Source organism: Variovorax sp. J31P207 (assembly GCF_030316965.1).
GTDB classification, from domain to species: domain Bacteria; phylum Pseudomonadota; class Gammaproteobacteria; order Burkholderiales; family Burkholderiaceae_C; genus Variovorax; species Variovorax ginsengisoli_B.
On record NZ_JASZYN010000002.1, the window covers coordinates 134490 to 155458 of the forward strand.

General features: G+C 68.5%; 22 protein-coding genes and 1 pseudogene. 10 read left to right on the forward strand and 13 right to left on the reverse strand.

All coding sequences use genetic code 11. The features are described from left to right. Positions 1 to 55: 55 nt before the first annotated feature. From QTI68_RS06250 to QTI68_RS06260, 3 genes are all read right to left on the reverse strand, one after another. Positions 56 to 2266, reverse strand: a complete 2211-nt coding sequence (locus QTI68_RS06250; protein ID WP_286520388.1) for a phosphocholine-specific phospholipase C — start codon at positions 2264 to 2266, stop codon at positions 56 to 58. 19 nt (positions 2267 to 2285) lie between these two features. Beyond that, a complete protein-coding gene (locus QTI68_RS06255) occupies positions 2286 to 2510 on the reverse strand; it encodes a hypothetical protein (protein WP_286520389.1) in 225 nt (74 codons plus the stop codon). Between the two features lie 237 nt (positions 2511 to 2747). Continuing rightward, the gene (locus tag QTI68_RS06260) at positions 2748 to 2981 is read right to left on the reverse strand and encodes a hypothetical protein (RefSeq protein WP_286520390.1); all 234 of its coding nucleotides are present in this window, start codon (positions 2979 to 2981) and stop codon (positions 2748 to 2750) included. Between the two features lie 263 nt (positions 2982 to 3244). Here QTI68_RS06260 and QTI68_RS06265 point away from each other — a divergent pair, with 263 nt between their 5' ends. From QTI68_RS06265 to QTI68_RS06275, 3 genes are read left to right on the forward strand one after another with little or no spacing between them, the layout of a single operon-like run. Then, positions 3245 to 3403 carry a hypothetical protein gene (locus tag QTI68_RS06265; protein WP_286520391.1) on the forward strand — a complete coding sequence of 53 codons (159 nt, stop codon included), beginning with the start codon at positions 3245 to 3247 and terminating at the stop codon, positions 3401 to 3403. A 25-nt stretch (positions 3404 to 3428) separates the two neighbouring features. Beyond that, positions 3429 to 5336, forward strand: a complete 1908-nt coding sequence (locus QTI68_RS06270) for an AsmA family protein (RefSeq protein WP_286520392.1) — start codon at positions 3429 to 3431, stop codon at positions 5334 to 5336. A 52-nt stretch (positions 5337 to 5388) separates the two neighbouring features. Then, positions 5389 to 5871, forward strand: a complete 483-nt coding sequence (locus tag QTI68_RS06275) for a Crp/Fnr family transcriptional regulator (protein ID WP_286520393.1) — start codon at positions 5389 to 5391, stop codon at positions 5869 to 5871. 23 nt (positions 5872 to 5894) lie between these two features. Here the strand turns inward: QTI68_RS06275 and QTI68_RS06280 are convergent, their stop codons facing one another. Further along, the gene (locus tag QTI68_RS06280; protein WP_286520394.1) at positions 5895 to 6644 is read right to left on the reverse strand and encodes a metallophosphoesterase family protein; all 750 of its coding nucleotides are present in this window, start codon (positions 6642 to 6644) and stop codon (positions 5895 to 5897) included. Between the two features lie 155 nt (positions 6645 to 6799). Between QTI68_RS06280 and QTI68_RS06285 the strand changes: the two genes are divergently transcribed. Beyond that, positions 6800 to 7471, forward strand: a complete 672-nt coding sequence (locus QTI68_RS06285) for an alpha/beta hydrolase family protein (RefSeq protein ID WP_286520395.1) — start codon at positions 6800 to 6802, stop codon at positions 7469 to 7471. Positions 7472 to 7501: 30 nt separating this feature from the next. Here QTI68_RS06285 and QTI68_RS06290 read toward each other — a convergent pair whose 3' ends face one another. Further along, positions 7502 to 8524: a class I fructose-bisphosphate aldolase gene (locus QTI68_RS06290; protein WP_286520396.1), complete on the reverse strand. Its 1023-nt coding sequence runs from the start codon at positions 8522 to 8524 to the stop codon at positions 7502 to 7504. Next, complete coding sequence (locus tag QTI68_RS06295; RefSeq protein WP_286520397.1) at positions 8521 to 9549, reverse strand: LysR family transcriptional regulator; 1029 nt, start codon at positions 9547 to 9549, stop codon at positions 8521 to 8523. The genes QTI68_RS06290 and QTI68_RS06295 overlap by 4 nt, the downstream gene beginning before the upstream one ends. 108 nt (positions 9550 to 9657) lie before the next feature. Here QTI68_RS06295 and QTI68_RS06300 point away from each other — a divergent pair, with 108 nt between their 5' ends. The 4 genes from QTI68_RS06300 (at position 9658) to QTI68_RS06315 (ending at position 13622) form a co-directional block, all read left to right on the forward strand. After that, entirely contained in the window at positions 9658 to 10623 is a 966-nt protein-coding gene (locus tag QTI68_RS06300) for a Bug family tripartite tricarboxylate transporter substrate binding protein (RefSeq protein WP_286520398.1), read from the forward strand. Positions 10624 to 10625: 2 nt separating this feature from the next. Further along, positions 10626 to 11672: a 4-hydroxythreonine-4-phosphate dehydrogenase PdxA gene (locus QTI68_RS06305; protein ID WP_286520399.1), complete on the forward strand. Its 1047-nt coding sequence runs from the start codon at positions 10626 to 10628 to the stop codon at positions 11670 to 11672. Positions 11673 to 11694: 22 nt separating this feature from the next. Beyond that, positions 11695 to 12867, forward strand: coding sequence for an L-rhamnonate dehydratase (locus QTI68_RS06310; protein WP_286520400.1), 1173 nt, complete (start codon positions 11695 to 11697; stop codon positions 12865 to 12867). 71 nt (positions 12868 to 12938) lie between these two features. Next, entirely contained in the window at positions 12939 to 13622 is a 684-nt protein-coding gene (locus tag QTI68_RS06315; protein WP_286520401.1) for a response regulator, read from the forward strand. Here QTI68_RS06315 and QTI68_RS06320 read toward each other — a convergent pair. Further along, entirely contained in the window at positions 13592 to 13921 is a 330-nt protein-coding gene (locus QTI68_RS06320) for a hypothetical protein (RefSeq protein ID WP_286520402.1), read from the reverse strand. The two genes, QTI68_RS06315 and QTI68_RS06320, sit on opposite strands and share 31 nt — an antisense overlap. A gap of 156 nt (positions 13922 to 14077) precedes the next feature. Further along, complete coding sequence (locus QTI68_RS06325) at positions 14078 to 14719, reverse strand: response regulator (protein ID WP_286520403.1); 642 nt, start codon at positions 14717 to 14719, stop codon at positions 14078 to 14080. Positions 14720 to 14947: 228 nt separating this feature from the next. Between QTI68_RS06325 and QTI68_RS06330 the strand changes: the two genes are divergently transcribed. Next, entirely contained in the window at positions 14948 to 16003 is a 1056-nt protein-coding gene (locus QTI68_RS06330) for a DMT family transporter (protein WP_286520405.1), read from the forward strand. On the opposite strand, the pseudogene arsC reads toward QTI68_RS06330, so the two are convergent. The 4 genes and pseudogenes from arsC to QTI68_RS06350 all read right to left on the reverse strand — a co-directional run. Continuing rightward, a pseudogene (gene arsC, locus QTI68_RS06335) lies at positions 15924 to 16277 on the reverse strand (arsenate reductase (glutaredoxin)); the annotation flags it as partial. The gene QTI68_RS06330 and the pseudogene arsC overlap by 80 nt on opposite strands. Before the next feature lie 135 nt (positions 16278 to 16412). Beyond that, entirely contained in the window at positions 16413 to 16727 is a 315-nt protein-coding gene (locus QTI68_RS06340; RefSeq protein WP_286520406.1) for a hypothetical protein, read from the reverse strand. A gap of 126 nt (positions 16728 to 16853) precedes the next feature. Continuing rightward, positions 16854 to 17354 carry an arsenate reductase/protein-tyrosine-phosphatase family protein gene (locus QTI68_RS06345; protein ID WP_286520407.1) on the reverse strand — a complete coding sequence of 167 codons (501 nt, stop codon included), beginning with the start codon at positions 17352 to 17354 and terminating at the stop codon, positions 16854 to 16856. Between the two features lie 60 nt (positions 17355 to 17414). Beyond that, a complete protein-coding gene (locus QTI68_RS06350) occupies positions 17415 to 18059 on the reverse strand; it encodes a Crp/Fnr family transcriptional regulator (RefSeq protein ID WP_286520408.1) in 645 nt (214 codons plus the stop codon). 119 nt (positions 18060 to 18178) lie between these two features. Between QTI68_RS06350 and QTI68_RS06355 the strand changes: the two genes are divergently transcribed. After that, a complete protein-coding gene (locus tag QTI68_RS06355) occupies positions 18179 to 19789 on the forward strand; it encodes a phospholipase D-like domain-containing protein (RefSeq protein WP_286520410.1) in 1611 nt (536 codons plus the stop codon). Here the strand turns inward: QTI68_RS06355 and QTI68_RS06360 are convergent. Beyond that, positions 19786 to 20901 carry an adenylate/guanylate cyclase domain-containing protein gene (locus QTI68_RS06360; RefSeq protein WP_286520412.1) on the reverse strand — a complete coding sequence of 372 codons (1116 nt, stop codon included), beginning with the start codon at positions 20899 to 20901 and terminating at the stop codon, positions 19786 to 19788. The two genes, QTI68_RS06355 and QTI68_RS06360, sit on opposite strands and share 4 nt — an antisense overlap. Positions 20902 to 20969 lie beyond the last annotated feature (68 nt).

Sequence of the window (20969 nt, forward strand, 5' to 3'; positions counted from 1 at the left end):
GGTCTGGGCGCCGCGGCAACGAGCGCCATGATTGCACGCCGCGGCGCCGCCCCGGTCAGAGGTCCGCCATGCCCATCGCCGGATCGCTGACCGTGTGCTTGCCGGTCTCGACCCGGCCGGCGAAGCGCCGGTAGTAGCGCGGGTCGGTGTCGCAGGTCACGGCGAAGTCATACCACTGGCCGCTGGCGGCCAGCTCCCAGTGCTGGTCGACCGTGGTGTTGCCGGCGACCGAGGCCGCCCACGGGCCATCGCCGCGATAGGCCTTGGCCTTGACCGTGAAGCCGGCCGCCTTCTTGCCCGTGTTCATCATGGTCAGGTACACGTTGCCGTTCGTGATGTCGTAGCACACACGCACTTCGGGTTGGGCCACGTCGTTGGCGCGCAGCGCATTGAGGTCGCCCTTGAAGTGGCGGTGGAAGCCGTTCGGGCCCAGCACCCACAGGTCGTACAGCCCGGCGTCGTCGGTCATCGCAGCCCAGCTGTCGTCCAGCGTCTTGCCCGCCTCGACCATGTAGCGGCGCGGCAAGCGGTCCAGGTGCAGCTTGTCGTAGACGTGGAACACGGCCGCCTGCTTGCCGGTGTTGGCGAACAGCAGCTGCACCTTGCCGCTCGCGGCGTCGCAGCGCGCGCTGGTGTGCAGCTCGTAGGGCAGCGCGCGCGAGGGCCGCGTGCCGGTGGCCTGCTTCGGCAAGGTCGCGGTGCCGGGCAGCGCCACCTGGGTCAGCGCGTCCTGCGACGCACGCAGCGTGTCGGCGGCGGCCTTGGTCGTGCGCCCGGCCAGCGTCGGCAGCACCTCGGTGTTCGGGGTCGCGAAATTGAAGACGCTCGTGAGGTCGCCGCACACCGCGCGCCGGAACGCGCTGATGTTGGTCTCCTTGACGCCGAAGCGGGCCTCGAGGAAGCGCAGCACCGACGTGTGGTCGAAAGCCTGCGAGTTGACCCAGCCGCCGCGGCTCCAGGGCGAGATGACATACATCGGCACGCGCATGCCGGGGCCGTACACGCGGCCGTCCGGCGTGTCCTGGTCGACCGTGCCGGGGGGCGCCGGATGGGTGAAGTACTCGACGCCCATGTCGGCATCGACTAGCGTGGTCTTGCCGGCGGCAACGCCACCCGCGTCCTTCGATGGCGCCGAGGGCGAGGGCACGTGGTCGAAGAAGCCGTCGTTCTCGTCGAAGTTGACGATCAGCACGGTCTTGCTCCAGACCTCGGGCACGGCGGTGAGCGCGTCCAGCACCTCCTGGATGTACCAGGCGCCCTGCACCGGGCTCGACGGGCTCGGATGCTCCGAGTAGGTCGAGGGCCCGACCACCCAGCTGACCTGCGGCAGCTTGCGGTTCAGGATGTCCTGCTTGAAGGTGGCGAGGAAGCCGCCGTCCGGCATCGTGTTGGCGATGCCCTTGTAGAGCGGGTTGCCGACGTTGTCGGAGGCCGGGTCATAGGCCGGCGACACCACGCTGCCGTCGTGGCTCACGGGCTTGCCCGAAGCCTCGTTGGCGAGGCGGTACTGCTTGAAGCCGCACAGCGGGTTGTCGGTGTAGTTCGACGGCATGTTCTGGTAGACGATCCAGCTGACACCGGCCTTCTCGAGGCGCTCGGGGTAGGTGGTCCAGTCGTAGCCCTGGGTCGAGGGGCCGATGTCGTCCCATTCGTTGGTGACCATCGCCACGTTGGCGCCGGTCGGTCCGTTGGTGCCGGTCCAGTGGAAGCTGCGGTTGGAGTTGGTGCCGGTGTGCATCGAGCAGTGGTAGGCATCGCACACCGTGAAGGCATTGGCCAGCGCGAACTGGAACTTCAGCTCGGCCTCCCGGTAGTAGCCCATCGACTGCGTGAAGGGCGCGGCCGATGTCTTCTTGTAGGTGGGCCATTTGCTCAGGCGGCCGCCGTCCCAGGCGTTCTGGCCGTCGTTCCAGTCGTGCGGCGTGCCCTTGACGCGCAGCGCGTTGCCCTTGGAGCTGTCGAGGTAGTAGGGCGTGACGATCTGGCCGGCCAGGTATTCCTGCTCCCACACGGTGCGGCCGTTGGGCAGCGGGATCGTGAACCGGTCGCCGAAGCCACGCACGCCGGCGAGGGTGCCGAAGTAGTGGTCGAACGAGCGGTTCTCCTGCATCAGGATCACGACGTGCTCGACGTCCATGATCGTTCCGGTCGCATTGTTGGCCGGAATGGCGAGGGCGCGGCGGATGGCCGGCGGAAAGGAGGCGAGCGTGGCGGCGGCGATGCCGGTGGTGGCGGCGCCGCGCAGGAAGTTGCGTCGTGAAGTCATGAGGGGTTCCGTACGGGGATCAGGGCGCGCAGCGCATTTCGGGTTTGGCGGAGGTGTCCGGCGCCACGGGCGTGGCAGGGGTCCCGGGCGAGGTCGCGGTGCCGCCGGCGACCGGAGGGATCGCACCGCTGCTGCTGCCGCCGCCGCCGCAGGCACTCAGCGCGAAGACGGTCGCGAGGCCGAGCAGAACCGCGCGCCAACCGGGCCGGGGTTCGGAGTAGGAGGAAGCGAAACGCGCATGCATGGAATCTCTTTCTTTCGTGAGCGGATGTCGGGTGGGCGAAGCTCCAGAGCGCGCCGGGTGCGTCTCGTTGCCGATGAGGCAACTCTTGCACTTGCACGAATTTCCACAAACACTCTGGATGCCACAATGATGGCCGCGGCACATGTCAGCGCTTTGACAAGCGCGGGCTGTCCCGCGTCGCTGCGGACGCGACGTCGGTCGAAGAGAGAGAGATTCAGGGAGCGGCGCGGGGGCCGTTCAGCCCCACACCTCGCCGCGATCGATCTTGCTCTTGGCGTAGCCGTCGGCGGCGATGAGGGCGGCTTGCGGATCGGAAAACTCGCCGGGCACGAGATGCCGCGGATGGGCGCCGGGAATTCCGGGGAAGAGGTCGAAGGACACCCACGCCCAATAGCGCCGATACGGCGACGGGCTGGTGAAGGCCAGCACCCGGTAGCCCTTGTACACGAAGGTCAGTTCAGCTGGGGCCACGGTGTTGTCTCTTCCTCGTTGAGCGCAAGAGTATGCCGGCATCCATCGCGTCGCGGCGAGCCCGGCGTCGACGGAGTAGGACACGTCCGTCCCGTTCTTCAGTCCACCGCTGAACCCTGGGGCCGCCGTGCCCGTCGCATAGTCGATTCACGGTCTCGGCAACACCCCACGGGGCACTCCGGAACCGCGGAGGCCCTCCGCACGGACGAAAGTCGGCGGAGGGCCTTTCGTTGCGCAACCAGTCGGAATCGGGAGAACGAGCGATGGAAGTGGGCGTCTACGGGTTTGTCGCACTGTCCGCGGTGCTCGTCGGTGCGGTGGCGGTCTATCTCCGCAAGCGGCGCCGCGACGACATCGCTCAGGAGATCGAGGCCCAGTTGCGGAAGTCGGCCGAGACGATCCGCGACCAGCCCTTCAAGTGACCCGGGCAGGCCGCAGAATGCGCGGATGGAGAACAGCCCGACCCCCGAGAGCCCAGGCCGGGCACGGCGCATCGCGCGCCAGGTGCTGATCGCGCTGTGCATCCTCGGCCTGTTGCTGGCCGCGGCATGGGTCGCCCTGCGGCGGGCCTATCCGCCAGAGCGGCTGGCGGCGATGCTCGCGGAAAGCGTGACGGCGGCGACCGGACGCGCCTTTCGCATCGACGGCGAACTCACGCTCCACCTGCTGCCACGGCTCACGATCGATGCCACCCAGGTGGCACTCGCCAACGCCGATTGGGGCACGGAGCCGGACATGCTGCGGGCCCGCCACATCGGCTTCGAGATCGATCTGCGCGACCTGCTGTCGGGCATCGTGCGTATCCGCAGCGTCGACATCGAGGGCGGTGAGCTGCGCTTCGAGTCCGATGGCAGCGGCCAGTACAACTGGCGCCTGGCCGCACCGGCCGGCAGCGCCAGCACCGGCAAGGCGGTGCCACGGATCTCCCTGGACCGGCTGGCCGTGACCGATGCCCGCATCAGCTATCGCCAGGGGCGCGAAGGCGCGGCGCAAGAACTGCACATCGAATCGCTGGTCGCCGAGTCGGCGGGCGACGGGCGCAGCCAGCTGAGCGCGGGCCTGGCGCTGGGCCCTCAGCGCTGGGCCGTCGAAGGCCACACCGGCCCGCTGGATGCCCTGCTGGCCGGTGCTCCCGAGTGGCCACTCGACCTGCAAGCCACGGGCGAGGGCATCTCGGCGTCGCTGCAGGGCAGCATGGGGACCGGCAAGCACGCGGGGGCGCTGGACGCGAAGGTGTCGCTGCAGGTCAGCGCCGCCAAGGCGCTGGCGCCCTGGGGTGCCGCAGCGGCCGCGGTCCCGCTCCCCCTCGAGTGGAAGACCACTCTCACGCACACGCCGGGGCAATGGCGCGCCGACGCGATGCAGCTGTCGCTGGCCGGCCAGCGCCTGAGCGGCAGCGCCAGCCTGAAGGCCGCAGCAGGCTCGCCCATCCGGCTCGAGGCCGAGCTCGCGGCGCCGACGTGGACGGTCGCAGGGCTGCCGCCACTGTCGGCGATCCAGGCCCGGGTCGCCTTCGAACCCGGGCGACTGCAGGTCGAGCCGTTCAGCTTCGCAATTGCGGGCGGGCAGGCCCGCGGCCAGCTCCGGATCGGGTTGCCGCCAGGTGCGGCGCCGCGGATCGACCTGCAGCTGAGCGCCAGGTCGATGGCGATCGAATCGCTGGAGGCCGGGCGCGGCGGCGCCCGGCTCTTCAAGGGCGGCCGCGCCAACCTCGACGCCAAGCTGGCCATGAGCGGCCACACGGCCTGGGCGCTGGCGGAAACGTCGACCGGCGAAGCGCTGCTGACCGCGCGCGATGTCGGGCTGGTGGGCCGGACCGCCTCGATGGACCGCGACATCCTGGCCCGGCTGATCGACGCCCTGATCCCGACCGGCCAGTCGCGCGACAACCTGGTCGTCCAGTGCGCCGTGGTGCGGCTTCCGCTGCGCAACGGGGTGGCGGCCATCGACCGCTCGATCGCGGTGGAGACGCGGCAGATGGCCATCTCGGCGAGCGGCGAAATCAATCTGGCCCGGCGCACCCTCTCGCTGGCGTTCCATCCGCAGGTCAAGCGCGGCCTCGACCTGAATCCCGGCAGCCTGGTCGACTTGCTGGTGCTGCAGGGCCCGCTCGACGCGCCCGTCCTCAGCATCAACCCGCGGGGCGCCGTGCGCCAGGCGGCCAACGTCGGCGCGGCGGCGGCGACCGGGGGGCTCACGCTGCTGGCGCCGATGCTGCGCCCCTTGAGCGGCGCGCCCTCGAGCTGCGGCCAGGCCGAGGGCAAACCGTCCGCTGCGGCCGGCAGCCCGGCGACCAAGGCGCAGCAGCCACGGCACCGGCTGCTGCCCTGGACAAATGCCGCACCCGCCCGGTAGGACGGCGACGCCCCCAACACGCGTTCAGCGGCCGTTGACCTAACATCGGCGCATGGACGAACTCCTTCAGCGCTCGGCGGGTCTGCCTGAAATCACCCTCGCGGCCGGCGACACGGTGGTGCGCGAAGGCGACACGGGCGACGGCCTCTGGATCCTGGTCTCGGGCACGTTGAAGGTCAGCAAGGACGGCGTCGCGATCAATTCGGTCAGCCGTCCCGGGGCGGCGATCGGCGAGATCTCCCTGCTGCTCGATTCGCCCTACAGCGCCACGGTGGTCGCGAGCGTCCCCAGCATCGTTCGCTTCGCAGCCGACGGCCGAGCCTTTCTGATGAGCGACCCGGCGATCACCCGGGTGATCGCCGCCGGCCTGGCCGAGCGCCTCAATCTCGTCACCACCTACCTGGTCGACCTCAAGCACCAGTACGGCGACTCGCCAGGCCTCGCCATGGTCTCCGAGGTGCTGGGCCATCTGGCGCACCGCCAGGGGCCGCCGGCGCGGCCCGGCTCGGCGCGCGAACCCAACCCGGACTACTGACGCCCGGCCGCGCCGGTCGAGGCTCAGAAGACCGAGCGCAAGGGAGCGCTCTTGGCCTCCAGCGCCAGCGCTTCCTCGCCCATCATCGAGTGCCACGAAGCCGTGCCGGCCGCCAGGTCGATCACGATGTGGGCCGGCACCGGGCCGATCTGCTTGCCGGCATTGAACACCCAGGTGGCGCCGATGCGGTCGGCCCAGGCGCCAGCCGGCTTGAACGGCGGCTCGTGCACATGGCCGCAGAACACCAGCTCGGGCTGATACTTCGCGATCCAGGCCGCCAGGTCGGCGTCGCCATATTCACGCTTGCCGGTCCAGCAGGTCGGCGAGCCCAGCGGCGGCCAGTGGTAGATCCAGACCCAGCGCGCGGGGCGTCTCGCGGCATCCGCGGCAAGTTGCAGTTCAAGCGCCGCGCGCCCGGCCGGGCCATCCCACCAGGGGCAGATGGTGATCAGGGTGTCGCCGATGGCCAGCGATTCGCCGTCGGTCGAGACACCGGCGCGGCGACACTCCGCCAGCCACAGCGCCGCCCGTTCGCCGTGCTGGTCCGGTCCCGTCAGGTCGTGGTTGCCCGAAGCCACCACCAGCGAGGTGGCCGGACGCATCAGCGAAAAGTAGCGCAGCAGCACGACCGACTGGGCATCGAGCGACACCGGCGAGCTGACGTCGAGGTGATCGCCCGCCAGCACCACGAGATCGTAGGAAGGGGCCGAGCGCACCACCCAGTCGAGCTGGGGCAACGCGTAGTGGAGGTCGGAGACAAGGAGAATGCGCACGACGGGGACTGCAGCGACGGAGCTCGCATTGTCGCGTCCGGGCCGTCCCGGCCAGGCGCGCAAGCGAGGCAAACGGCCGAGCCGCGCACCGCCATATTGCGTATTGACGTCCTCGTGCAAAACTCGGGCCGGCGCAGACTTCCGGAGACCCACCCATGACGACCGACGCCCAGCCCGCCACCCTCACCCTCGAAGACGGGCAGACTGTCTCCGCCCTGCTGCAGTCACCGCCGGCGCCGCGCGCCTGCTACGTGCTCGCCCACGGGGCCGGCGCCGGCATGGCGCATGCCTTCATGGCCGAGGCCGCCGACGGCCTTGCGCAGCGCGGCATCGCGACGCTGCGCTACCAGTTCCCCTACATGGAGCGCGGCTCGAAGCGCACCGATCCGCCGGCCGTCGCCCAGGCCGCGGTGCGCGCCGCCGTGGCGCATGCCGCGGGCCGGTTTCACTCGCTGCCGCTGTTCGCCGGCGGCAAGTCCTTCGGCGGCCGCATGACCTCGCAGGCGCAGTCGCTGGCGCCGCTGCCGGGCGTCGCCGGCCTGGTGTTCCTGGGCTTTCCGCTGCATCCGGCCGGTGCGCCGTCGAGCGAGCGCGCGCGTCATCTGTTCGATGTCCGGGTGCCGATGCTGTTCGTCCAGGGCACGCGCGACAAGCTCGCGGAATTCGACCGGATCGAGACGCTGGTGGCCGAGCTCGGTTCCACCGCCACGCTGTTGCGCATCGCCGAGGCCGATCATTCCTTTCACGTCCTGGTCCGCTCGGGCCGCAGCGACGCCGACGTGATGGCCGAGGTCCTCGACGGCGCGGCCGCCTGGATGCTGCGCTGAGCCGCAAGGCCCGGACGACGGCCTCGAGTTTCAGGACCCGTCTTCCATTTCGGCGCCGTAGCGTCCCTGGCTTGCCAGTGCGTTCAATCGGGCTCGCTTGAGCAACGCTTCCTGTGCGGCGTGAACCTGGGCGGGTTGCCCTCGCCACGCCTGCAGCACGGGATCCTGAAGCGCCCGCCCATAGGAGAAGCTCAATCGCCACGGTTGCGGCCCCTGTCGATTGAGCGCATCGAGGTTGGCTGTCGCTTCGCCCGGCGACTGTCCTCCCGACAGGAAGACGATGCCCGGCACGGCCGCGGGCACCGTGCGCCGCAGCACGCGCAGAGTCTCCTCGGCCACATCCCCTGGCCCCGCCCGCTGCGCATGGGCCTTGCCCGGCACCACCATGCTGGGTTTGAGCAACATGTGCTCGAGCACCACGCGATGGCGGTGCAAGGCGCCGAACACCGCGAGCAGAACCTCCTGCGTGACCGCTGCACAGCGCGCCTGGCTGTGGTCGCCGTCGATCAGCACCTCCGGCTCGACGATCGGCACCACGCCCTGGGTCTGGCAGATCGCTGCGTAGCGTGCGAGCGACTCTGCATTGGCTTCGACCGCCGCCCGGCTCGGCAAGCTGTCGGAGACGTTGTAGACGGCGCGCCATTTCGCGAAGCGCGCGCCCAGCTTCACGCAGGCTTCGAGGCGCGCCGCGAGCCCGTCCAGACCCTGGGTGATCTCGTCGCCCGGTGCGAGCGCCAGCGGGCCCTTGCCGGTATCGACCTTGATGCCCGGCACGATGCCCAGGCGCGCGGCCAGCGCCGGCAACGGCTCGCCGTCGTCGGCGCACTGCCCCAGCGTCTCCTCGTACAGGATGACGCCACTGACGAACTCGCCCAGCCCGGGTGCAGCCAAGAGCAGGCTGCGGTAGGCGCGACGGTTCTCGGGCGTCGATTCGACGCCGATCGCCGTGAACCGCTTGGCGATGGTGGGACCGCTCTCGTCGGCGGCCAGGATGCCCTTCCCCTGTCGAACGAGGGCCTCCACGGTGACTTGGAGATCATGGGACTGCGTCATGGTGAATCCTTTGCTGGAACACCGAAGTCTGCTGCTTCGAGCCACGGCGGCGCAAGCCCCGTTGGCGGCAATGCGCCGCCCGCTCGCGTTCCAGGCGACCGATGCAGCAGTTCCAGGAACTGCTCGGCAGGCCGGCTCAGGGGCCAGTCCTTGCGCACCAGGCTCCCGTAGGCCGGAAGCTTCTGGCGGATGCGGTAGGGCAGGATGCGCAGCACGCCGTGCGCCGCATCGCGCTGCGCAACCGCTTCGGGGATCACCGCCACCAGCGTGGAGCGCCGGATCAGGTTGATGGCGGTCAGGATGGACCCGGTCTCGACCAGGCCCGGCGGCAGCGCCGCATCATGGTCGCGGAACTCGTGCTCGATGACATCGCGCATCGGACTGCCGGTGGGCTGCAGGACCCACGAATAGGCCAGCAGCGACTCGAACTCGACCCGCCGCCGGCGCGCCAGCGGGTGATCGTTGCCGACCACCACCGCGAGGCCCTCGTCCTCGATCGGCGTGAAGCTGTACTCGAACTGCGGCGGGCCGACCCGACGGCCGATCACGACCTCGAGCACGCCTTCGCGCAGTTGCGCCAGCAGCCGGTCGCTGGTGTCGACCGCGATCTCGATGGCCAGCAGCGGAAACAGCGCCTTGAGCCCGAGCAGCGCCTCGGACAGCCGCCCCGGCGAGGCCGCCATGATGCTGCCGACCGAGAACTTGCCGGCGCTGCCCAGGCGCAGTTCGCCCAGCTCGCGGTTCAGCGCCTCCATGCTGCCGCGGATGCCGCGGAAGTAGCCGGTCACGCGGGCGCCGGCATCGTTCAGCTGCAGGCCGCGGCCGACGCGCTCGAACAACGGCTGGCCGAGGGCGTCTTCGAGTTCATGCAGCATCTTGGTGGCGGCCGGCTGCGTCATGCCGAGCTGCAGGGCGGCGGCCCGCAAGGTGCGCTTCTCGTCGATCGCGAGGATCAGCGCGATCTGCCGCATCCGCAGCCGGTTGAGCAGCTGCGGCGTGCTCTGCTGCCGATCGATCGAACCCACGATTGATCACCCCTGGTTATTGATTGATGACGAGCTTTCAGTTTACGGGAATCAATCGCGTTCCTAACATCCAGGCTTCGGTTCGACACATCCACTGGAGACAAGCACATGAAGCGACAAATCGCCGCGGTGACGGCTGCGCTCGCACTCGCCTGCACGGCCGGCCTGGCCCAGGCCCAGGACTGGCCGACCCGCCCGCTGCGCATCCTGGTCGGCTCGGCGCCCGGCGGCGGCACCGACGCCATGGCGCGCGCCGTGGCCGACCGCCTGGGCCCGCTGCTGAAGCAGCCGATGGTGGTCGAGAACCGGCCGGGTGTTTCCAACACCCTGGCCGCCGATGCCACCGCCAAGGCCACCGACGGCCACACCATGGTGATGGGGGTCGTCACCGCCCATGCGATCGCCCCGCACCTGATCAAGCTCGGCTACGACAACAACCGCGACCTGGTCCCGGTGGCCTTCGTCGGCGCGGTCCCCAACGTGCTGGTCGTCAGCAACACGCTTCCGGTCGACTCGGTGTCGGCGCTGGTGCAGCTCGCCAGGAAGGAGCCGGGCAAGCTCAACTTCGCGACCAGCGGCGCCGGCAGTACGCAGCACATCGCGGCCGAGATGTTCAAGGACGCGACCCGGATCGACATCACGCATGTGCCCTACAAGGGCAGCGGACCGGCCCTGATCGACCTCATCGGCGGCCAGGTGCAGCTGAGCTTCGACACCCTGCCATCGGTGATCGGGCAGATCCGCAACAACAAGATCCGGCCGCTGGCGGTCACCGCGGCCAGGCGCAATCCGCAGCTGCCCAACGTACCGACCTTGGCCGAGGCCGGGGTGCCCGGCGTGGAGATGAGCGCCTGGTACGGCATCTACATGCCGGCCTCGACGCCGAAGGCGGTGCAGGACAAGGTCCACGACGCGGTCAACCAGGTGCTCGCGATGCCCGAGACCCTGGCCCGCCTCGACGCCATCGGCGCCGAGGTCACGCCCATGACCCAGGCCCAGTTCGCGGCCTTCCACGCGGCCGAATACAAGCGCTTCGGCGACATCATCAAGAAGAACAGCATCCGGCTGGATTGACCATGAAACCCTCACCCCTGCCCGTCGTCGCACTCACCCTCGGCGACCCCGCCGGCATCGGCGCCGAGCTGATCGCCCGCCTGCTCGCCCGGCCCGAGGCCACCGCGCTCGCCAACATCGTGCTGGTCGGCGACCGCTGGCTGTGGGAGGACGGCCAGCGCATCGCCGGCCTGCGGGTCGAGACCGACGCCGTGCCTTCCTTCGCCGTGGTGCGCGATCGCAGCGACACCGGGCGCCCAGCCTTCCTCGCGATCGACAGCATCGACCCGTCGCAGGTTCACCGCGGCCGCGCCGAGGCGGCGGGCGGCCGCTCGGTGCTCCAGGTGCTCGACCGCTGCATGGACGCGACGCTGGCCGGCGAGGTCGACGCGATCTGCTTCGCGCCGCTCAACAAGCAGGCGATGAGGATCGGCGGCATGCAGCACGAGGACGAGCTGCACCACTTCGCCGCGTACCTCGGCGTCACCGGCTACTTCTGCGAGTTCAATACCCTGGGCGACCTCTGGACCTCGCGGATCTCATCGCACGTGCCGATGAAGGATGTCGCGCAGTACATCACGGCCGAACGCATCGAGCAGGCGGCCGAGCTCATCTACCGCGCGCTGCGGGCCAGCGGCATCGAGCGGCCGCGGGTCGCGATCGCGGCCTTCAATCCGCACGGCGGCGACGGCGGCGTCTGCGGCCGCGAAGAACTCGACATCATCGCGCCCGCGGTCAAGGCATTGCAGGCGCGCGACTGGCCCAGCGAGGCCCCGTTCGACGGCCCTTTCCCCGCCGACACCATCTTCCTGAAGGCGCAGGCCGGCGACTACCAGGCGATCGTGACCATGTACCACGACCAGGGCCAGATCGCGATCAAGCTGCTCGGCTTCAGCCGCGGCGTGACGGTGCAGGGCGGGCTGCCGATCCCGATCACCACGCCGGCCCACGGCACCGCCTACGACATCGCCGGCCAGGGCAAGGCCAGCGTCGAAGCCACCTGGCAGGCATTTCGCATCGCGAGCCGCATGGGAAGCGCACACCGGCTCGCCAACCGCGAGACCGCCTGATCCCTTTCAACCCAGAGACACCATGAAGATCAAATCCGTCCGCGCCCGCGTCTTCCAATGGCAAGGCAAGACCGTGCCGCCGCAAGGCAACTTCTGCTCCAACGCGATGGACCTGCTCTATTCGCCGGCCGAGACCATGAGCACCTTCCGCTTCCATGCGTGGACCGTGGTCGAGATCGAGACCGACGACGGCATCGTCGGCCTCGGCAACGTGGCGCTGGCGCCCGCCATTGCCAAGGCGATCATCGACCAGTACCTGGCGCCGCTGGTGGTCGGGCAAGACCCATGGGACTACGAATACCTGTGGCAGCGCATGTACCGCGCCACCCATGCCTGGGGCCGCAAGGGCGTGACCATGGCGGCGATCTCGGCGGTCGACCTGGCGATCTGGGACATCCTCGGCAAGTCGGTCGGCAAGCCGGTGTTCAAGCTGCTGGGCGGCCGCACGAAGGAAAAGATCCCGTGCTACTACTCCAAGCTCTACCGCACCGACCTCGACGAGATGCAGCGCGAGGCGCAGAAGTTCATGGACCAGGGCTTCACCATGTTCAAGTCGCGCTTCGGCTTCGGGCCGGCCCACGGCACCCGGGGCGTGGCCGAGAACCTGAAGGCGGTCGAGGCCATCCGCGAAGTCATCGGCTATGAGAACGACCTGATGCTCGAGTGCTACATGGGCTGGAACGTCGAGTACGCGAAACGCATGCTGCCCAAGCTCGAGAAGTTCCAGCCGCGCTGGGTCGAGGAGCCGGTGATCGCCGACGACATCGACGGCTACGCCGAACTGAACGCGCTCACGGCGATCCCGATCTCGGGCGGCGAGCACGAGTTCAGCCTCTACGGATTCAAGCAACTGCTGGAGCGCAAGGCGGTGAGCGTGGTGCAGTACGACACCAACCGCGTCGGCGGCATCACGGCGGCGCACAAGATCAACGCACTGTGCGAGGCCTGGTCGGTGCCCGTCATCCCGCATGCCGGCCAGATGCACAACTACCACCTGACGATGAGCACGCTGGCATCGCCGATGAGCGAGTACTTCCCCATGCACGATGTCGAAGTCGGCAACGAGTTGTTCTACTACATCTTCGACGGCGAACCGGTGGCCGACAACGGCTTCCTGCAACTCGACGACGACAAGCCCGGCCTCGGCCTGACCCTGAAGACCGACTACCTCGACCAGTTCCGGATCATCGAGTAGCCCGGAAGATCCGAGCCATTTCGAGGACTATTCGCTGAGAAGGACCAGAAAGTACTTCAACGATCCGCGCATTGACGGTATCGTCACAGCCTCTGGACGACGCCCATGCCGCCATGACCCTGCGCGTGATCCTCGCCGACGACCATCCGTTGATCCGGGCGGGCGTGCGAGTACTGCTCGGCAACGACCCGGGCCTCGCCGTGGTGGCCGAGGCCGACTCGGCGGACCGTCTCCTAACGGTCTTGCGCGAAACCCCCGCCGACCTGCTGATCACTGATTTCTCGATGCCCGGCGGACAGGCGGCGGATGGCCTCGGGCTGATCCAGAAGGTGCGCCGCGACCACCCGGAGTTGCCCATCATCGTACTGACCATGCTCGCCAATGTCGGCGTGCATGGCACGATCCTCGAAGCCGGTGCGCGCGGCCTGATCGACAAGGGCGCGGGCATGGCCGAGATCTCTTTGGCCATCCAGGCGGTCGTGCAGGGGCGCGACTACGTCAGCGAGACCTTCAGGGAGGGGCTGCGCCAAAGCCGGTTCGACCGCGACACCGGCGAATCCGCGCGGCTTTCACCGCGCGAAGTCGAAGTGCTGCGCCTGTTTGCATCCGGGCTCACGGTGTCGGAGATCGCGGAGCGCCTGTCGCGCAGCATCAAGACCGTGAGCCGGCAGAAGAACGACGCGATGATCAAGCTCGGACTCAAGAACGACCTCGACATCTTCGTCTACGCCAGCGAGCACGGCCTGACCTCGTGAATCGGTCCTGTCAGTGCGGGCGGGTCCACGCGCAGCGCATCGACGACGAAGACCGGCGCCATGGCGCCGCCCTTGACGATCGCGACCCTGACCTTGTGCGCTGCCCGTTGCCCGGATGCGTTGGGCAACTCGAGCCAGTTCCCCTTGCAGTCGCGCGCCAGGCCGCACCACTCGGCCCAGCGCAGGCGAAGAAAGCCCGGTCCGGGATAGTTGTACAACAGGTTGTCGTCCCCGCAGGCATCCGGGGCGGGAGCTTTGACGGCGTCCACGTATTCGACGTCGAAATGTTCGGAGTTCACTTTCAATCTTTTTTCTCACGCGTTGGCAGAGGTTGACTGCCCCATACGCACGAAATGAAATCTAAAAGCTGAAGCTGTCGAAACCCATCGGATTATTCTTAAAAAAATCGCCACGAAAAATCGCGCGAGACCGCATACGGTGCGTGCCGCGTCCAGTCAGCCCTCCATGCCGTGCTCGCGCGCATAGAAGAAGATTTCGTAGTCGCTCTTCAGGCCCAGTTTCATCATCGCGACCGATTTCTGGCTGCTCACCGTCTTGACGCTGCGCGACAGCCGCTCGGAAATCGCCGACACAGTCAGCCCGGAGGCGAACAGTCGCAGCACCTCGGTTTCGCGCGGCGACAGGCGGGCCGTCATTCCGTTGCGGAATGGTTCCGTCCTCTCGAACAGGCCCTTTCGGAACGACGGACTGACATAGTCCCGTCCGCCAGTGACGGCATCGATGGCCAGCACGACCTCGCCGATATCGGACGACTTGTCGACGAGGCCGCGGACGCCGCTGCGCAGCATGCTGGCGTGCACGCCCGCGTTGGAGATCATCGTGAGCACGATGATCGGCAAGTCCCGATAGTCGCGCCGCAGTCGCTGGATCAAACCAAGGCCATCGGGCGTCTCGCCATCGGGCATCGAAAAATCGGTGATCAGGAGATCGGCCGATTGATGGCTCAGCGCATTCAACAATGCAATTGAAGAATTAGCTTCCTCAATTAAAGAAATTTCCGATTTATCTTTCAGAAGCATCCTCAGACCGATCCGGATAAGAGGATGGTCATCAGCGATGATCAAACGGGTTGTCACGATTCATTTCCCAGGCCAAGGCCTGATCCGAGCAAACAAACAATTCTGGTTCAAAGGCTGACACCAGGTAATAAAGCCATAGTACTCGGATCAATATCGGACCCCAATTCCCCGATGACATTCACGTGAATCGACACCCTGGCCTGAAGCAGCCTCGTTGCCGGACGAATAGAATGCACCGCTTTGGGGCAGATCGACGCCTCGTCATGCCGCCTCCGGAGCCCCGCCTTGCCGTCCCCCAGCCACCCGTTCCTCGCCGACCGCAAGGTCGTCTTCCTGCTCGCCTTGTTCTGCTGCCTGCTGTGGGGCAGTTCCTTCCCTGCGATCAAGAACGGCTACGCGCTGTTCGGCATCGCCCCGTCCGACATCGCATCCAAGCTGGTGTTCGCTGGCTGGCGCTTCGCGATCGCCGGCCTGTCCCTGGTGGCCTGCGCCGCGCTCAGCGGCAAGCCGGTCCGTGGACTCGGTGCGCGGGCGTGGGGGCAGATCGCGTTCCTGGGGCTGGCCCAGACCACGCTGCAATACGTCTTCTTCTATATCGGCCTGGCCCACACCACCGGGGTGAAGGGTTCGATCATGAACGCCACGGGCACCTTCTTCAGCGTGCTGATGGCGCACTTCCTGTATCGCAACGACCGCCTCAGCTACGGCAAGGCCATGGGCTGCGCGGTGGGCTTCGCGGGTGTGATGGTCGTCAACCTGGGCCATGGTCTCGGCGGCCTGCTAGACCTCGACTTCACGCTGCTCGGCGAGGGCTTCGTGGTGATCGCGGCCTTCGTGCTGGCGGCCGCCAGCATCTATGGCAAGCGCATCTCGCAGGGCATCGATCCGATCGTCATGACCGGCTGGCAACTGACGATCGGCGGTGCGGCGCTGCTGGCGGCCGGCTATGCGATGGGCGGCGGGTTGACGGGCTTCACGCTGGCGTCGTCGGCCCTGCTGGCCTACCTGGCACTGCTGTCGTCGCTCGCGATCTCGATCTGGAGCCTGCTGCTCAAGTACAACCGCGTGAGCCTCGTCACCGCCTTCAACTTCATGGTGCCGGTGTTCGGCGCGCTGCTGTCGGCGGTCTTTCTCGGCGAGAGCATCCTGGCGTGGCGCAACGGCCTCGCCCTGGTGCTGGTGTGCTTCGGCATCTGGCGGGTGACCCAGGCCGGGCCGGCCGCGCCCAGCGGGTCCAGCGCCCATCGGCAGCCGTCTATGCGCGCGGCAGGATCTCGAGCACAGCTTCGGCGGGGCGGCAAAGGCGCGTGCCCAGCGGCGTCACCACGATCGGCCGATTGATCAGGATCGGATGCGCCAGCATGAAGCCGATCAAGTCTTCGTCCGACCATTTCGCATCGCCCAGGCCGAGTTCCTCGTAGGGCGTGCCCTTCTGGCGCAGCAGCGCGCGCGCGGAGCCGCCCGTGGCGGCGGCGAGTTGCCTGAGCGTCGCCCGGTCGGGCGGGTGCTTCAGGTACTCGACGACCGTGGGCTCCTGGCCCGCGTCGCGGATCAGCGCCAGCACGTTTCTCGACGTGCCGCAGGCGGGGTTGTGATAGATGGTGATCTGGTTCATGTCGATGGAGGGTCCCGTGGCGTTCCGCAACGGAACACCAAAGACGCCATTGTGTCGCCGGCCGCGTTCGGTCGGCGTGAACACGTCCGGCCCGGGACGGCCTCCGGAGCCCGCGCTGAAGAACGGCAGCGGTCCTTACGAAGACTTCGACTGACCGTCCAGGCGGCGACTGGCGTCAAGCGCGTAGACGACCTGCTTGTCGTCGGCCGACTTGTGGGCGGCCCCGCCTTCTGCCGAAGCGGACGCCGAACCCGTGCCATAGACTTCGCGCTCGAGCCTTTTCGCACGCTCGGCGTACATGCGCGCCAGCGCCCCATGATGCTCGGCCGCGGCTTGGTGCTCGATACGCGCCATGTGCGCTTCTTCGAGCAAAGTCATGACGCGCCGCAGATGGCCGTTTCGACCGGCCTGAAAGAAACCAAACATCGGATCCTCCTTCATCGAAACCATGGGGGCTCGCCGCTTTGTACTCCTATCGATTGCGTCGCGCTTGCAGGACGTATCCCACGGGAGAGGTAGGCCACCCGGGCGATGGCGGAAAAGCGGTTGCCATCGGTAGACTCGTCGGCTTCGGCGTCAGCGCAAGTGCGCCAGGTCCCTGACATCGGCGTTCAGGGCGGACTTGTCCGTGCCCGCCATCGGCAGGCTGACCAGCAGTTCGAGGCGACGCCGGAGCGATAAGAGCATCAAGGTCGCCGAATGGGACATGTCCCCGGCCTCCGCGCCGGTCGCGGCGAGATCGGGGTAGACCCATTCGGCCATGGCGGGCTGGCCGGGCCAGCGCGGCTCCAGCTCTTCCACCGAGGGGTCCAGCGAGATCACGAAATCGGCCCTGAGCGAGCTCAGGCGGACCAGATCGTCCCAGCTGCGCGGCGGCGCCGGCGGAAGTGCGATCGCGGCACTCTCGAGCGCGCTGGCAGCGGCCGGATGAACCGTGCGGCCGACCTGCCCCGGCTGGCCGCAGGAATAGGCCGCGAAGCGTCGCTCCCGGTCCAGGTAACGGAGGCAGGCCTCGGCCAGGATGCTTCGCAGCGTGTTTCTTCGCGAGACGAAAACCACCCCTATCCGTTTCTGCATGTGAAAGAGAATACAACCAGAGGCCCCATGCCGCCCGCCGGGACTTCCCCGAGCGCCGCCTCACCACGCCACCGGCAGCTTGCGCAGGATCGCGATCCGGCCGTCGCGCTGCGCGACATAGCCGCCGGCCGTCAGTTCCTTCATCACCCGGTTGACCATCTCGCGCGAGCAGCCGATGCGGTCGGCGATGTCCTGCTGGGTCAGCTTGTGGCGCAGCACGCGCTCCTCGCCGACCGGCTCCGACAGCTCGTTCAGGAGCCGCACCACGCGGCCGTAGACGTCCTGCAGCGCGATGCTGCTCAACTGCTCGGTCAGGCGCCGCACCATGCGGATCAGCTTGCGGTTGAGGTGCATCGCGAAGTCGGCGTGGCTCTCGAGAAACCGGCGCAGCTCGGCGCCTTGGACCACCCGGCAGGTGCAGGCCTCGATCGCCTTGATGGAGGCCGAGCGACGCTCGCCGTCCAGCGCCAGCTCGCCGAAGTAGCCGCCGGGCCCGTATTCGCTCAGCACCAGCTCGCGGCCATCCTCCGAGCTGGCGTAGACCTTCACCCGCCCGCTCAGCACGATGTAGAGCGAATCGGTGGCGTCGCCTTCGTTGATCAGGATCGCCTGGGCCGGAAAGGAACGGACGACGCCGTACGGCGCGATGGCGTCGAGCAGGGGCTGCGGCAGCCGTTCGCTGGCGTCCTGGTCCAGTGAGCCCATCTCCCACCTCCATGGCCATGGCTTCCGGCCTGGGCCCCGCCTGGGTGTGACTTTTGTCACACCGGCGCGGCGCACTGCGCACTCGCCGGAACGGGCGCCCTTCCCTAGATTAAGCCTCCATGACCGCCTCGATCAAGCATCTTTCGCTGCGCCGGGTGCGTGCGATGGGCGTCGCCGCCCTGGCGCTGGCCCTGCTGGGGTGGTGCGCGATGCTGACGGCCTGCGCCAGTCTGCCCGCCGAAGTCGAGCGCCCGGTGTCGATGGCGCGCACCGATGTCGACCACACCCGGCTGGCGGCGCTGGCCGCCGAGGCCGTGCCGGCCGACGCCGGCCGGCGCTCCGGCCTGCGCCTGCTGCCGGCCGGAGACCAGGCCTTCGAGGCCCGCATCGCGCTGGCCCACGCCGCCGAGCGATCGATCGATGTCCAGTACTACCAGATTGCCGACGACGCCTCCGGGCGCGAATTCCTGGCCGCGCTGTGCGAGGCCGCGGGCCGCGGCGTGCGGGTCCGGGTGCTGGTCGACGACCTGCAGGCGGCCGGCCAGGACGCCCTGCTGGCGGGCTTCGCGGCGCGGCCGAACGTGGAGCTGCGGCTGTTCAATCCGTTGCCGGTGCGCGAAGGCAGCGTCGGCGGCCGGGTGCTGTTCTCCGCCCACGAGTTCTCGCGCATCAATCGGCGCATGCACAACAAGCTGTTCATCGCCGACACAAGCTTCGCGATCAGCGGCGGACGCAACATCGGCGACGACTACTTCGGCCGCAGCGGGCCGATCAACTTCATCGACATGGACGTTCTCTCGGCCGGCCCGGTGGTGCATGAGCTGGCGGCGGTGTTCGATGCCTACTGGAACAGCCGGCACGCCTATCCGATCGAAGCGCTGGCATCGCCGACCGCCACGCCGGAGGCCGGCCGCCGGAATTTCGACGACCACGTGCGCGCGGCCGGCGCGACCGGGCGGCCGGTCACGGCGCGCGACCCGCTGGACCAGAGCAGCGTCGGCGACCAGCTGGCCGCCGGCCACGTCGCGCTGCACCCGGCCGCCGTGCGCGTGCTGGCCGACACCCCCCGGAAGATCGACGAGGACACCACCGCGCAGGCCGACGGCCCAGTCATGGAAGGCCAGCTCGCGCTGATGCAGGCGGCGCATTCCGACGTCCTGATCGCGTCGCCCTACTTCGTGCCCGGCCGCCGCACCCTGGACGTGCTGCAACGCGCCACTGGCGAGCAGGTCAGGGTCTCGCTCATCACCAACTCGCTGGCGACCACCGACGAACCGCTGGCGCACTTCGGCTACGCCCGCTATCGCACCGCGCTGCTCGACATGGGCGTCGCGCTCTACGAACTGATGCCCGACGACGGCGATGCGCACGAGGTTGCCGACGGCCCCCGGGGCTCGCTGGGCCGCCTGCACGCCAAGCTCGCGGTGGTCGATGGGCGATGGCTCTCGATCGGCTCGATGAACATGGACCGCCGCTCGGCCCATTCCAACACCGAGATGGGCCTGGTCGTCGACAGCGCCGAGCTGGCCGGCCAGGTCGCGAGCCTGCTGCAGCGCGACCGCCAGGCGCAGAGCTACCAGGTGCGCAGCCTTGGCGCCGGGAATCGGCTGCAGTGGGTGTCGCAAGGCGGCGCACAGGAGATCGTGCACCAGGCCGAGCCGAGCCTGACGTGGGGCACCCGGCTGCGCCTGTCGCTGCTCTCGAGGCTGATCGACGAGGAGTTCCTCTAGGACTTGATGCCGCGCACGCTGAAGGCGTCGACCGGGCGCTGGAAGCCCTTCAGGTTCAGCGCCGGCACCGGGTCGACTTCGAGCATCGGCTCGAGCTGCGCGTGGACCTTGCGAGAGATCAGGATCTGGTGGCTCGCCGCTTCGCCGCACAGCCGCGCGGCGAGGTTGGTCACGGTGCCGATCGCGCCGTAGTCCCAACGCCCTTCGAAACCGATCGCGCCCAGTGTCGCGAAGCCCTGGGCGATGCCGATGCCCAGGCCGAGCGAATAACCGCGCCGCAGCCACGCCTCGGCCAGCGATCCGATGCGCTCGCGGATCGCCAGCGACATCCGGACCGCGCGCTCGGCGGCGTCGGCAACCGGCACCGGGTCGTTGAAGAAGATCATCATGCCGTCGCCCGTGAAGTGCTCGAGCGTGCCCTCGTGGGCGAGGATCAGTTCGCCGGCCGCGCCGTGGTACTGGCGCAGCACGCCCATGACCTCCTCCGGCTCCGCGATCTCGGCGAAGGCGGTGAAGCCGCGCAGGTCGAGGAACACCACCGTGATCTCGCGCCGATGGCTCTGCAGCGGGTCCTCGGCGCCGCCGCTGACGATCGCCTCGGCCAGCTGCGGCGAAAAGAAGCGCCGCAGCCGGCCCACCCGCTCGAGCTCGGCGACCTGGGTCGCCACCCGGTCCTCGAGCGTGGCGTTCCAGCCCTTCATCTGCGCCACCAGCCCCTCGACCTCGTCGTGCAGGGCCTTGATGCGCAGCATCGAGCGCACCCGCGCCGCGAGGGCGGCGTGGTCCACCGGTTTGGTGAGGTATTCGTCGCCGCCGGCCTCGAGCCCCGCCACCACGTCCTTCAGGTCGGCCATGGCGGTGACGATGATGATCGGCGTGAACGGAAAGCCGGGATCGGCGCGCAGCCGCTTGCAGACCTCGATGCCATCGATCTTGGGCATCATCAGGTCGAGCAGGATCAGGTCGGGTGCCAGCGTGCGGGCGGCGGCGAGGCCCTCTTCGCCGTCGGCGGCCGAGACCACCTCGTAGCCTTCGCTGCCGAGGCGTGCCTGCAGAATCTTGACGTTGGTCGCGTTGTCGTCGACGATGAGGATGCGTGGGGGGGTTCTCACCGTCGGTTCTCCCTGAGCAAAAACTGTAGCGGCTTCGCACCCGATCCACAAGGCGATGCGGCCTGCGC